At 45.4% G+C, this 12,671-nt stretch carries 14 protein-coding genes and 1 pseudogene; all 15 read right to left on the reverse strand.

Annotation, left to right across the window (positions count from 1 at the left end; translation table 11 throughout):
* A pseudogene (locus tag AC1DSE_RS19060) lies at positions 1-400 on the reverse strand (NADH-quinone oxidoreductase subunit L); the annotation flags it as partial.
* 8 nt (positions 401-408) lie between these two features.
* Entirely contained in the window at positions 409-711 is a 303-nt protein-coding gene (nuoK, locus tag AC1DSE_RS19065) for an NADH-quinone oxidoreductase subunit NuoK (protein ID WP_339205398.1), read from the reverse strand.
* Between the two features lie 4 nt (positions 712-715).
* Positions 716-1,231 (reverse strand): NADH-quinone oxidoreductase subunit J, encoded by a 516-nt coding sequence (locus AC1DSE_RS19070; RefSeq protein WP_076266240.1) that lies wholly within the window; start codon positions 1,229-1,231, stop codon positions 716-718.
* On the reverse strand, positions 1,232-1,681 hold the full coding sequence (nuoI, locus tag AC1DSE_RS19075) for an NADH-quinone oxidoreductase subunit NuoI (protein WP_054025448.1): 450 nt from the start codon (positions 1,679-1,681) through the stop codon (positions 1,232-1,234).
* A gap of 16 nt (positions 1,682-1,697) precedes the next feature.
* The gene (nuoH, locus tag AC1DSE_RS19080; protein ID WP_477528032.1) at positions 1,698-2,714 is read right to left on the reverse strand and encodes an NADH-quinone oxidoreductase subunit NuoH; all 1,017 of its coding nucleotides are present in this window, start codon (positions 2,712-2,714) and stop codon (positions 1,698-1,700) included.
* Positions 2,714-3,814 carry an NADH-quinone oxidoreductase subunit D gene (locus AC1DSE_RS19085; RefSeq protein ID WP_477528033.1) on the reverse strand — a complete coding sequence of 367 codons (1,101 nt, stop codon included), beginning with the start codon at positions 3,812-3,814 and terminating at the stop codon, positions 2,714-2,716. Before AC1DSE_RS19085 ends, nuoH begins: the two co-directional genes overlap by 1 nt.
* 7 nt (positions 3,815-3,821) lie before the next feature.
* Entirely contained in the window at positions 3,822-4,463 is a 642-nt protein-coding gene (locus AC1DSE_RS19090) for an NADH-quinone oxidoreductase subunit C (RefSeq protein ID WP_477511477.1), read from the reverse strand.
* The gene (locus tag AC1DSE_RS19095; RefSeq protein ID WP_076266244.1) at positions 4,460-4,978 is read right to left on the reverse strand and encodes a NuoB/complex I 20 kDa subunit family protein; all 519 of its coding nucleotides are present in this window, start codon (positions 4,976-4,978) and stop codon (positions 4,460-4,462) included. Before AC1DSE_RS19095 ends, AC1DSE_RS19090 begins: the two co-directional genes overlap by 4 nt.
* Positions 4,963-5,277 carry an NADH-quinone oxidoreductase subunit A gene (locus AC1DSE_RS19100; protein ID WP_256710814.1) on the reverse strand — a complete coding sequence of 105 codons (315 nt, stop codon included), beginning with the start codon at positions 5,275-5,277 and terminating at the stop codon, positions 4,963-4,965. The genes AC1DSE_RS19095 and AC1DSE_RS19100 overlap by 16 nt, the downstream gene beginning before the upstream one ends.
* A 136-nt stretch (positions 5,278-5,413) precedes the next feature.
* Positions 5,414-6,649: a GerAB/ArcD/ProY family transporter gene (locus AC1DSE_RS19105; RefSeq protein ID WP_477528034.1), complete on the reverse strand. Its 1,236-nt coding sequence runs from the start codon at positions 6,647-6,649 to the stop codon at positions 5,414-5,416.
* 5 nt (positions 6,650-6,654) lie between these two features.
* Positions 6,655-6,897, reverse strand: coding sequence for a hypothetical protein (locus AC1DSE_RS19110; protein WP_477528035.1), 243 nt, complete (start codon positions 6,895-6,897; stop codon positions 6,655-6,657).
* Between the two features lie 9 nt (positions 6,898-6,906).
* Positions 6,907-8,163 (reverse strand): Ger(x)C family spore germination protein, encoded by a 1,257-nt coding sequence (locus tag AC1DSE_RS19115; RefSeq protein WP_477511475.1) that lies wholly within the window; start codon positions 8,161-8,163, stop codon positions 6,907-6,909.
* Positions 8,160-9,773 (reverse strand): spore germination protein, encoded by a 1,614-nt coding sequence (locus tag AC1DSE_RS19120; RefSeq protein ID WP_477528036.1) that lies wholly within the window; start codon positions 9,771-9,773, stop codon positions 8,160-8,162. Before AC1DSE_RS19120 ends, AC1DSE_RS19115 begins: the two co-directional genes overlap by 4 nt.
* Positions 9,774-9,932: 159 nt before the next feature.
* Complete coding sequence (locus tag AC1DSE_RS19125; RefSeq protein WP_477511473.1) at positions 9,933-12,155, reverse strand: methyl-accepting chemotaxis protein; 2,223 nt, start codon at positions 12,153-12,155, stop codon at positions 9,933-9,935.
* 303 nt (positions 12,156-12,458) lie between these two features.
* A partial coding sequence (locus tag AC1DSE_RS19130; RefSeq protein WP_477528037.1) for an ATP synthase delta/epsilon chain alpha-helix domain-containing protein occupies positions 12,459-12,671 on the reverse strand: 213 nt, incomplete at its 5' end.

Genomic DNA, 12,671 nt, shown 5'->3' on the forward strand with positions numbered 1-12,671 from the left:
ATACAAGTCCCAGCATAGAGAATGTGAACAAGGCAACATAACCAAAAAACACGGTTATTCGCTCATCATTTTTCATATAGCCGGCCGAGTATACATTCACGAGAAAGCTGACGAGTGTCACGGCAACAAGCATAAGCGCTGTCAGGTTGGTCACCTCGAAACCAATCTTCAACGTATAATCTCCGATAGCAATCCAATCAAAGGAATAATTATAATCCACTTCATTGGTACCAAGTCGATCAATCATAATAAGCATAGATAGAACGAAGGCGCCAAATGATCCAAGCGAACCGATGATAACGCCCGCTCGTCGATAGCTGCGACCGAGCGCCGTCAAAACGAGGAATGCTGCCAGCGGAAACAGCGGAATTAACCAAGCCGTCTGTGAGTACATATTCATACGCCGCGCTACCTCCTCATTTTGTCAAACTCATCGACATTAACTGTCCCGCGCAATCTGAACAATGCTATTAATATAGCTACCCCAATCGCTGCTTCTGCCGCTGCGACTGTAATTGTAAATAATGAAAAAATTTGTCCCGTCAATGACGGAACAACACCATATTTGGAGAAGGCAATAAGATTCAAGTTGACCGCATTCAGCATTAGCTCAAGCGAGAGCAGTACGACGACTGCATTTCTTTTCACTAATGCGCCATATAGCCCAATGCAAAACAAAATAGCCGCCATCGTTAAATAGGAAGGAAGCATGTAATTATTCCTCCTCCTTTTTGGCAAGTACGATTGCTCCAATAAATGCTACCGTCAGCAGCACCGAGAGCAGCTCAAACGGTATCACATACCCTGTGTATAAGAGCTCGCCAATTGCCATCGTATTGTCTTCTCCAGCTTGAAAAGACTGCGGCTCTGGAAAAGTTGTTGAACGGATCGCATAAAACAATAGGCCAAACAAGCTGAGCGCGCCTACAGCGGCAAGCGTTTCATGGAGCGGCTTCACCGGCTCACGCTCTCCTGGCTGATGTTTCGTCATCATAATACCGAATATCATCAGAATCGAGACTGCTCCAGCATAGATAAGCACCTGAACAAATGCGACAAACTCAGCTTCCAGAAGCACGAACATTCCGGCTAAGCCTAGAAATACAGCAGCCATAGAGATGACCATATGTACGACCTTCTCTAAGCTGATCATTAGGACAGCGCCGCATATCATGATGGCTGAGAAGATAAAAAAAGCGACAAATTCGCCTGTAAAATCAATATTGAACAACTATTTTGCGCCCCCTTTGGCCGGCGCTCCGATATTGTTATTGTCCTGCCGAGTAAGTGTATTATTGTCTGTCAGCCATTCTGCATCCTTGAACAAATCATCGCGGCTGAAGGTTGCCAGCTCGAAATGATTGGACATAACGATCGCTTCGGTCGGACAAACCTCGGTGCACAGATCACATAAGATGCATATTTCAAAATTAATATCAAAAGTATCAATTACCTTGCCCTTTTTATCAGGGTCCGGGTTCGGTTTGCCGGTCAGCGTAATGCAGTCGGTTGGACAAATGCGTGCGCATTGGTTGCAAACGATACATAAATCCGGGATAAAGTGCTGAATACCACGGAAGCGATCCGGCATGACAAAGGGCACATCAGGATAGGAGGTGGTCACTTTTGGAGCCGTCATTGATTTGAGCGTTACACCCAGTCCTTGCAGCATTCCTTTCATTTCCTTCTCCCCTTTGCTAGTTCTTGATAAACAGCTCTAAATATACAGCCGTTAGAAACACATTAAGCAGCGACACCGGCAGCAGCACCTTCCAGCCAAGACCCATAAGCTGATCTACCCGTATGCGCGGCAGTGTAGCACGAATCCAAAATAAGAAAAACACAATAAACGCAAACTTGAGCAAAAACCATATAATGCCCGGTACAAAATCAAGAAATGGCGCCGGTGCGTGCCAGCCGCCCAGAAACAATACTGTTGTTAATGCAGCAATGGCATAAACGTATACGTATTCCGAGAGCATAAAAAATGCAAACCGAAAGCCGCTATATTCAACGTGATAACCTGCAACAAGCTCAGATTCCGCCTCCGGCAAATCGAAGGGCGTACGATTGAGCTCGGATACAGCAGCAATAATAAAGACAATGAAACCGATAAATTGAGGAATGAAGTTCCAATTCCAAAACCAGCCGCCATCCTGCGCCGCTACAATATCGCGCAGATTCAAGCTTCCGCTAAGTAAAATAACGCCTACTACCGAAATAACAAGCGGTACCTCATAGCTTATCATTTGTGCTGCCGAGCGCATACCCCCAAGGAGTGCATACTTATTATTGGAAGCCCAGCCGCCAAGCACGATGGCCAGCGTCGAGATGCCTGACAGGGCTACATAATAGAGCAAACCAACATTCAGATCTGCGAAATATAAGTTTTGTGTATAGGGAAGTACAGCGAGTACGGAGAATGCCGGTATGTATGCTAGGGCAGGCGCAAGAATGAACAATGCCCGATCTGCCTTGCGCGGAATCGTGTCCTCTTTAATGAGCAGCTTAAAAATATCCGCTACCGTCTGCAGCAAGCCAAAGGGCCCTACGCGATTGGGACCGATGCGAAGCTGCATCCACCCGATTACTTTACGCTCGAAATAAATGGCGTACGTGACGAAACCAAGCACAATGAATAAAAATACGACAGCCCAAAGGAACAGCACAAGTGCATTTCCCCAAGTTAGCGATTGGTTAAGCCATGACTGCATTAGCAATCGACCTCCCCGACGACAATATCAATGCCGCCTAGTATCGTAATGAGGTTTGTCATCGTTTCGCCTACAAGCAGCTTCGGCAGTATTTGCAAATTAACGAATGACGGTCTTCTGAATTTGAGCCTATAAGGTTCTGCTTTGCCTTTGGATACGATATGGCAGCCAATTTCGCCGCGCGGCGATTCGATCCGCACATACACCTCGCCAGCAGGGGGCCTTATTGCGCGCGGAACCTTCCCCATCGTCTCCCCGCCAGAAGGGAATTGCTCCAGCGCCTGCTTCAAAATACGCAAGCTTTGGCGGATTTCTTCCAGCCGAATCCGATAGCGATCATAACAATCTCCCACTTTTCCAAGCGGCACATCAAATTCAAATTGACTGTACAAGCTGTAGGGCTCCGCCTTGCGAATATCAAAGTCTACACCTGTACAACGCAAGTTGGCTCCAGATAAGCCATAATCAATCGCTGTTGCCGCATCATATTTCCCTATCCCTTTAATGCGGGCTAGGAAAATTTCGTTGCCGCTGACGAGCTTATCATACTCTTGCAGCWTATTCTCCATATAAGGAATAAAGTCGCGTACTTTGTCCAKCCAGCCCGGAGGCGCATCCCACTTCACACCGCCAACTCGCATGTAATTGTAAGTTAATCTTGCGCCGCACAGCTCATTAAATAAATCGATAATGATTTCCCGGTCACGGAATGCGTAAAGAAACGGACTCATTGCCCCAATATCAAGAAGATAAGTTCCCCACCATACTAGATGGCTAGCTATACGCTGCAGTTCCATAACGAGAAGCCTGAGATACTCCGCCCGCTGCGGTACTTCAAGCCCCATCATCGTTTCCACTGCATGTACGAGAACATAATTATTAGTCATTGCAGAGACGTAATCCATTCGATCGGTGTAGGGGATGATTTGCGTGAAATTCAAGTTTTCCGCGATCTTCTCGGTGCCTCGGTGCAAATAACCCATGACAGGTGTCGCTTCGGTTATGACTTCACCATCGAGCTTAACGATAATCCGGAATACGCCATGCGTGCTTGGATGCTGAGGACCTACATTTAGTAGCAGTTCTTCTGTACGAATCAAGGGCTGCCTACACCTCCGAATCTATCGACTCATAATCTTTGCGCAGCGGATGGCCCACCCAGTCATCAGGCATCATGATCCGCCGCATATCGGGGTGTCCAGGAAAATCAACTCCCAGTAAATCGTAAATTTCACGTTCGTTCCAATTCGCTGTTGCCCAGACTGGTGTTGCCGAATAGACGGCTGACGCTTCCCGCTCCGTCTTTATCTTAATTCCGACCTCTCTTCTGGTTCCAAGTGAGATCATATGATATACCACTTCTATGTGGGTCTCGTAATCGACACCTGACACATTACGCAAATAATTAAATTGAAGCTGCTCGTGCTCCTTAAGCATCTTTGCAGCTTCACGCCAGTGTTCATTGCGTAAGATAATCATCGGCATATCGCCATTCAGTTCATTTACATAGGCATCCTCAACCGATGCCTCTGCGACTTCCTGCTTCAGAAGCGCGACTATGGCATCAAGCTCAGGCTGCCTTGGCGAAGGCGCTTTCGGCTGCTCCGGCTCTGCTTCACTCGCTTCTGCTTCGGCCTTTGCTTTTGCTGCCGCTCTCGCTGCGCGTGCTTCCGCAGCTGCCTTCAGCTTGGCTTCCTTCTCCGGGTCTACGGGAGGCGTGTCTGCGACCGGTTTATCCTCTTCACTCATCGACTGGTCACCCGCTTCCCAGTCTTCGCTTCATAGCGAATTTTCTCCTGCAGTTTATTGATGCCATAGATCAGCGCGGCCGGATTAGGCGGACAGCCCGGAATATACACATCAACAGGCACGATCTGATCAACGCCTTTGATGACTGAATAGGACTTAATATAAGGTCCGCCAGCCGTTGCGCAGGATCCCATTGCGATAACCCACTTCGGCTCTGGCATTTGATCATAAAGCCTGCGTAAAAGGGGACCCATCTTCTTCGTCACTGTACCGGCCACAATCATCACATCAGACTGTCGCGGCGAGGTTCGGAACATCACTCCAAAACGATCCAGATCATAATGCGATGCGCCCGTTCCCATCATTTCAATCGCACAGCAAGCAAGGCCGAATGTGAGCGGCCATAACGAGTTGCTTCTTGCCCAAGCCTTCAATTGCTCCAAGGTACCCATAAATACGTTGCGTTCCAGCTCTTTGCGTTCCTCTAACGAAATTGATTCTAAACTGAATTCCATTTCAGCACCTTCTTTTTCCAGGCATATAGAAGACCAATAAGCAGCATTCCCGCAAAAATCAACATTTCGACTAGCACAAATAAGCCGAGCTTATTATATGCGACGGCCCAAGGATATAAGAAAACGGTTTCTACATCAAAGATGACAAACATTAGTGCAAACAAGTAATAGCGGATGTTAAAACGGACCTGTCCCTCACCTACCGGCTCATTTCCGCTTTCATAGGTGGTTTGTTTGAGCTCACTTGGCTTATTCGGCCTTAGCAGTCTTCCTACTGTTAATGCAACGACGGGAAGCATAATGCCAAGCACGATAAAAATAGCCACGACGACATAATTATTGGAGTAGTGTTCCACACGATCGCCTCCGTAAATTTGAGTAGGTAGCCGCTTGGTCAATTTTCCTCACAATTATAACAAATGCTTCCACTGCCGTCTATGATGGAGTTGTGCCCAAGGCAGGTTCCTTGTTCGTTATATCGGAATTCCCTTCTGCTGCTTCATTCCCTTTTTGCCTGCGGCTGYTGGACTTCTGCTCATCTTGAAACCGACCGTCGCTCGTATCTTTTTTTCCCCTAATAACAGCAACCACGAGCAGCAATAATGGTACAACACAACCATGCAGCAAGCTGTAAACCGTCCATACTCCTATGCCAAATTCATGCGCATGAGCCGCATTTCGATATACCATGAGCGAGATAGGCACAATGACAAAAGCATAAGGAATGACCAATGGACGATAGGTAGAAAGCTTAAGCATTTGAGCCGTTAAGACCGTCAGTACATAAACGCAAAGCGCAAGCTTCATAAAGACCGTCCCGATCCAAACCATCGCAACTAATATTTCAACACGCACCAATATCTCTTCGATATTAATATTTTTAGCCATATCATAGACCGCAAACGGACTTCTGCTCGCTTCTTGCACACCCATTACAGCAACCAGAAAAATCGTTATCAGCGTGCTTACAAAAGCAATGGCAAAAACAGAGAGCTTCAGTTTTTTTCTTAATTTTTTACGATCCTCCTGACGCACAAGCGGGAAAATCGTCGTTATAAACACGAATTCCGCAATAGGAAACCCGAGAATCGGATAGATCCCCTTAATCGGCCTTATCCAGCCGTCGTACAAGAAAGGCTCAAAGTTTTGAAAATTAAATTGATTGAACAAAGCAAGGAGAACAATACCAATAACTAAGGCCGCCCATCCAAATAAAATCTCACCCGTTCTCGAAATCGTCTCAATGCCTAAAAGAACGCCATATACAACAACAATCATAAAGGTGAGGTTAATGAACCACTCTGGTGTCTCTGGCAATACGGATAAATTCAAAAAATCGGATATATTGCGCAGTACCAATGCGCTTAACAACAAAAAATAAAAAATATATAGTAAAGTTACTACCTTACCGAGCCAAACCCCCAGCAGTTTTTCTGAGTATTGCGCCAAAGTCAACTTCGGAAAACGATCAGCAAGCGCTAGATAAATGAGCAGTATGAAATAATTAAACGGTCCTGCGAGCACCATTGAAATCCATCCATCCTGCTTGGCAATCGACGTCACCATTGTTGGCAATATGAGCGCTGCACTTCCTAGTGCAAATAAAAACAATATTTTGKCGCATTGCCCCGATGTAATCTCGGCATTGTTAATTCCCGCAAATTTGCTCAACTATGTTATGCCCCCTTTTCAATCCACTTTAATATAGGTTTATATACAGGTGAGAATATAGCTGTAATCCAATCTGCCGGATTGGGTATCGGTAGATGCATATGCTTTGCTGCCATAATTCCAACCCCAATGATTAAGATGACCAAAGCCCAGCCACCTTCACGCTGACGATTATTTTTGCTATTCCTTCTCCATATTGCCGTTCCAACCATAACGGAAGATAAGAGGAGGACAATGAGAGMCATCATGCTAATCACTCACTTCGATATAGATTCGCCTCGTACACCTGAGCCTGTTATTTGAGTCGTACAGATGACTTCGCTTTTCACTTGAGGGAAAATATCTTCCCAGTCCGCTTCGATTTTCCTCCAAATATTAGGTTCTTGAAAATAAACCTCTTTTCCCCACCCTAATACATCCGTGTGGAATTTCTTCTGTACGCTATTGATCGTGCCCGCTACCTCTTCCTCAATCGCTTTATCTGTCATTTTGCCGACCTTGATCAGTACACTTTCCTCCGTGATGTTGACGCCGTGGCACATGATTTCTTGAATTCCACCCACTACACTAATATGGACCTGTATAATTGGATGACCATCCGGATCTTGTTTAACCTTATACACGGTCGCCGTATCCTGCACCTCAACAATGAGCTCCCCTTCTGACTCCGGGCATCCAAGCTTTACGACAGTGCTCTCCACTTTATTTTGAAGCCAAGATAGACCTCTTGAATCCTTGGACTTCAAATAACCAACAAGCTTGCCATCGCGAAAAACAGCCATAGTCGACAGCACTGGAATCGCTTTTGCAGGAATGCTGTTTAAATTGTCATTTGAATGTCCCACCTCCTCATTTCCCTCTATCAGAATAGAAGGCAATACAGCTTGCTGCTTCCCTCTTCCCAATAGTCTCGTTAAATCTTTGACTAATACGACATAACTCGACGCATACGCAGACTGATTGACTTCAACTATTTCCCGAAGCTGATTAACAGGAATAGATTCGGTTTGCGTCGTTAATCGAAGCAAATTCTCCGCTCTCATGCCTCGTGTAATAAGCACTGAAATATCAGTGCGTATATCTGGATTTCTCTCAATTAAATCAACTAAGGGATAGATGCCTTTTCTAGCCATACTTTCACTGACGATCAGCATTTGTGTGTGGGAGAAAAAAAGCCGTCTAGATGTTTTAGTCGACATTTTTCGAATCGCCTCAAACAATGTATCCCCTTTTTCCGTAAACGTCGTCACTGCAGTGCCGCCAATGGCCCCTTTGGTTTCCGCTGCAACGTTTTGGGGCAATACGACCTGTACCGTCAACTGTAGCTTGTTTTTTCCTGTTGGGTCATCGTCAACTCCTATGGCGTATACGACGCCAAGCTTGTCCAAATAACGTAAATCCCAACAGCCGTTTAATAGCGCCAGCATACATACTGTCCATACAAGAATGAGCTTCCGTCCTATTTTCCTGAATGAAAATATCCGTTTCCTTGCATTGACGCTGCCATCGCTCATTGCTGCGGCTCCTTCCTATGCTCCGTTTCAATGTCTTGTCTAAGTCTATTACTCGAAGCAAGCTTCTCTGGCCGTTCCCGCATCATCCAAAGTGGCGCCCTAACCAGCGTATCCTTCATATCCTTTAAATACATCGGGGCGAATGGTTTGATATAGGGCATGCCAAACGATCTTAAATTGCTCAAATGCAGCAGAAGCAGCAGCACAACTAATCCAATTCCATAAAATCCGAGTGTCGACGCTGCTAGAAGCAGCAGAAAGCGCAGCAGCCTAGCTGCAATTCCAAGACTATAGTTAGGAGATACGAAGCTGGCAATCGCTGTGAAGGAAACGACGATAACGACGGCTGRCGAGACGATTCCTGCCTCTACGACCGACTGTCCGATAACAAGACCTCCAACGATCGATATCGTGTTACCCGCAGCACTAGGCATTCGTACAACGGCTTCCCGTAATATTTCAAATACAAATTCCATAATAAAAGCTTCCAAATAGGCGGGAAAAGGTACGCCCTCCCGCTGTGCCGCAAGCTTTAGCAGCAGCTGAGTCGGTATCATTTCCTGATGATATCCAACGATTGCGACATAAATCGACGGCATAAGCAGCGCAATTAAAAAGGATACAAAACGAAGCAGCCGCAGAAAAGTCGCGATATCAAACCGCTGATAATAATCTTCTGAAGCCTGAAAAAACATATTTAAAATCGTGGGTACGATCAGAACAAATGGCGTCCCATCAACAAAAATCGCTATTCGGCCTTCAAGCAAATTGCCTGCTACAGCATCCGGCCGCTCTACACTCATAATGGTAGGAAACGGCGACCACTTCTGATCCGTAATTAATTCCTCGATATAACCGGATTCAAGTATGCCGTCAATTTGTATTTCTTCCAGACGTTCTCTTAAATCCGTAAGCACATTCTCATCCGCCAAATCTTTGACATACATGATACATACAGGGGTTTGTGAAATTTCTCCGATCGTCCATTGCTCCATCCACAGCTTCGGGCTTCGTATCTTCCTTCGAATCAGCGATGTATTTGTTCTAATCGACTCCGTAAACCCTTCTCTAGGACCACGTATGGCCATCTCGGTTTTCGGTTCTTCTACACTTCTTCTTGCTCCACCTACTACATTGGTTCCTATTGCCTGAGTTGCACCCTCTATCATGATGACGCAATAGCCCATAAACAATTTTTGAAACAATAGCTTCCAATCGCATATATCATTAATAATACCGGTTGAGAGCAAATTGTTTTTCATAAATGCAAGCAACTCAGCAGGCTCTAAATTAGCCTCCTCCGGGTATTTGCCTCCATGCATCGGTTGAATGACAAAATGGTCAAGGCGTTCATCGTCAACCATCCCTTGTACATAAACAATTAGCGCCTTCGTGTGGCCTCTATCCGTTAACGTCAGCTCACGATAAATAATATCCTGACTCTCACCCAGCTCACGCTTCATGGTCTCCATATTTTGCTCCAGAGAAGTGAAAAGGGCCTTCTCCGCAAAAGGCTGAAGCTGCTCCTTTTCATGCATCTCTGCTTTGGTTATACGCTTATCAGCGTTTTTGCCAGCGCTGCCATTGCCCTGCTTATAGGTTCGGAACATTTACCCATCTCCTTTCTGTTGCACAATCGGATTGATGCTTAGGATAACTCTTCCATGGCATAATTATGTATTGAGTCTTAGTTGATTAAAGAATGCATCGCATAAAAAAAAGAGCCGCAGCTCCGTTTACACGGTCTTCTGCAACCCTATCTCGTTCACTTATCTTATTCGTGATTCTGTCAGCTTAAACTGGCCAACAAGCTGTTGAAGCAGCGTCGTTATAGACTCCACACTCTGAGACGTTTGTCTCACATTCGTCATTTCGCCTATGAGCTCTTGCACTTTACTCTCTACATCGGAAGAAATCTTCCGATTTTCTCTACTTACCAGCGCGATTTTCTCCATTAGCTGCACGACCTCATCAACGACCTGCGTCTTGCGATGATCCTCGGCATGTGCGGAAGCAAGCGTACTAGCAGCGGCTGCTACAAGCTGATTGCCCTCCTCAACAACGCGAGTACCTTCATCCATAGAAGCGTACGCTTGTTTCGCTTCATCATAAATGTGACGAGTAATTTCATGCACTTCCTCGGTCGACTTTTTGGTCATATCGGCAAGCTTGCGAATTTCCGACGCTACAACGGCAAAACCTCTGCCTTGCTCACCAACCCTTGCTGCCTCGATCGATGCATTAAGCGCTAATAAATTCGTTTGTGCCGATATTTCTTCAATGACATGCAAGACTCCTTGTATTTCTTGCACCGTATCCATAAATTTATGGATTGTTCCGTTGGTTTCGCCTACCTTGGCAGAAATGTGGAGCATCTTGTCTCCGATGCGATCAACCTCTGCTTTGGCTACCTCAATCTGCCCAGCTGCCTGCTCTTCGATCTGTTTCAGCGTTGCCTGCATATCGCCTGCAGCATCCTTCGCCATATCAATATCCTTCAATTGCAATCTAATGCTTCCAATCATATCAGATACTTTTCCGCTGACTCGCTCCGTTGAAGCTGAAGTGACAGCCGCTGATTCGTTTAGGACAAACTGGCTGGATAGAACATCAGAGGAGGCAAGCTTAACCTGCAGCATAATGCCTTCCAAGGAATCTATCATATTATTAATCCATTTTGCTAATTCTTTCGATTCATCATTATCAAAACGATTAAGCTGCAAGCGCTGCGTCAGATCGCCCTTTCCTTCTGCATTTATGCGAATAAAACGATTAATTTGGCGCAGATGCGATACGACACGCTTCGATTCCCTATTTTGAAAGGCAAAACTGAATAACAATCCAAATACAAGATTGAATAAACCTGCCGCTGTTGCAGTCACCCAGATTGGAGCATGAACGGCAATAAATAACATAAGCAATGCCGACAAAATACTAACACTCGTAATCGATATAAGTTGCAGCTTGCGTTGTCTCCAGCCTATACTGCGAATGCGGTATACTTCCTCCAAGTCTCCCTCGCACATCATCCCCCATTTGTCCGGACAATGCGGCAGCTGAAAGGTCACTCCCTTACCAATAACCGATATATGCCTATAATCTGAATAACCTGGATATTCAACGAATAGATTGCTGTCGCTTGCAATGGTATTCGCTACCCCAGGATGAAGCTGTCCAGTTGCCGGATCATTAAAGACAATTTCAAGCTCTGTATGCTCTTTGATCGAAACTTTGCCCCAATCAGTTGTTACGCCATCCTTGAGATTTTCACCATGTGTGAATGTTCGATCCTCGAACCTGCTTCGAGATAAAGCCGTCCCTGGCGCTATATGAGTATTCAAGCCTGCCTTCGCCATAAAGATATAATTATCACCCGAATCCGGATAGACGTGGCCCGATTCTCGCTGAATTAAATCTCCTAGTACATCATTCGGCACACGGGCGCATAACGTCCCTGCAAAGCTGCCATTTACCGTAATTGGAAGCATAAATAATAGAGTCATTTTGTCATGAAAAGAGGAAGAACGCGCTCCTAGCTTTAAGGTGAGAGAATCACTATAAGGCCCAAACAAGCATCGACGAGGGTTGCTCAACTGCTTAGTGTAGCTCAGTCCAAGCTGCAAGCTGCTATCTTCTTGATAGATTGTCCCAATATGCGGACTATGTGTGGAGCTGATAACGGTTTGCTTTACATCGAGTAAAAACAGCTCGGTTATATCGATCGCTCGAGCATATGTTCTTTCAAATAATCGTTCTATTTGCGACTGTTCAGTAGAAGTAGAAAAATCTTTGTTTTGAGCGAGGAGTTCCGTCAGTTGGCCACCCAATTGATCGATGTAATTCCAATACTCCATTGCCCATGCAGTTAGCAATTCCTTACGTGTCTCCGCAATCCCCTCAAAGCTTTGCTCGACATCTGTTTTCATATCTTTATTCAATTGCCATGAAACCCAGAGCGGAAACCCTACTTTCATACCTAGCCAGTCAAACATATGATTCTCCCCCCGCTATTTTCATTGTCTATGATGTTAACTATATTAACATATATTAGGGAGAATTATATACAAATAATTAGTTTTTTTGTCGAAAATACGCATATTTCAGAATACATAACACCGAATAGGGGGTGAAACACGAATATTCGAATCAACCTGACATTGAAAACTACCATTCAAATTCACTTTCATTATGAGATGTTACATATGAGCTGCTGCCTTCACACTCAACCTCTCACTCCTATAAAAAAAGCACCGCCAGCGCCTTAAAGGCGCTGACAGTACTTTGGTGGTTGTTGCTTATTTGTGTTTAATATGCAGACGATTCATCGCACGCTGCAAAGCAAGCTCTGCACGGCGGAAATCAACTTGGTCTTGCTTCGCAGCAAGACGCTGCTGAGCACGCTGTTTAGCGGCTTCTGCACGTTCAACGTTAATATCAGTTGCAAGCTCAGCGCTCTCAGCAAGGATAACGATCTTATCCTTGCGTACTTCGATGAAGCCTCCATTAAC

It is taken from the genome of Paenibacillus sp. 01L418 (assembly GCF_056400045.1).

What these genes read in the sequence shown, in the direction of transcription:
- AC1DSE_RS19090 (WP_477511477.1), bottom strand. Translation starts at nt 4,463, where the DNA reads ATGAGTGAAGAGGATAAACCGGTCGCAGACACGCCTCCCGTAGACCCG.
- nuoH (WP_477528032.1), bottom strand. Translation starts at nt 2,714, where the DNA reads ATGCAGTCATGGCTTAACCAATCGCTAACTTGGGGAAATGCACTTGTG.
- nuoI (WP_054025448.1), bottom strand. Translation starts at nt 1,681, where the DNA reads ATGAAAGGAATGCTGCAAGGACTGGGTGTAACGCTCAAATCAATGACG.
- AC1DSE_RS19115 (WP_477511475.1), bottom strand. Translation starts at nt 8,163, where the DNA reads ATGAGCGATGGCAGCGTCAATGCAAGGAAACGGATATTTTCATTCAGG.
- AC1DSE_RS19100 (WP_256710814.1), bottom strand. Translation starts at nt 5,277, where the DNA reads ATGCTTCCCGTCGTTGCATTAACAGTAGGAAGACTGCTAAGGCCGAAT.
- nuoK (WP_339205398.1), bottom strand. Translation starts at nt 711, where the DNA reads ATGCTTCCTTCCTATTTAACGATGGCGGCTATTTTGTTTTGCATTGGG.
- AC1DSE_RS19095 (WP_076266244.1), bottom strand. Translation starts at nt 4,978, where the DNA reads ATGGAATTCAGTTTAGAATCAATTTCGTTAGAGGAACGCAAAGAGCTG.
- AC1DSE_RS19125 (WP_477511473.1), bottom strand. Translation starts at nt 12,155, where the DNA reads ATGTTTGACTGGCTAGGTATGAAAGTAGGGTTTCCGCTCTGGGTTTCA.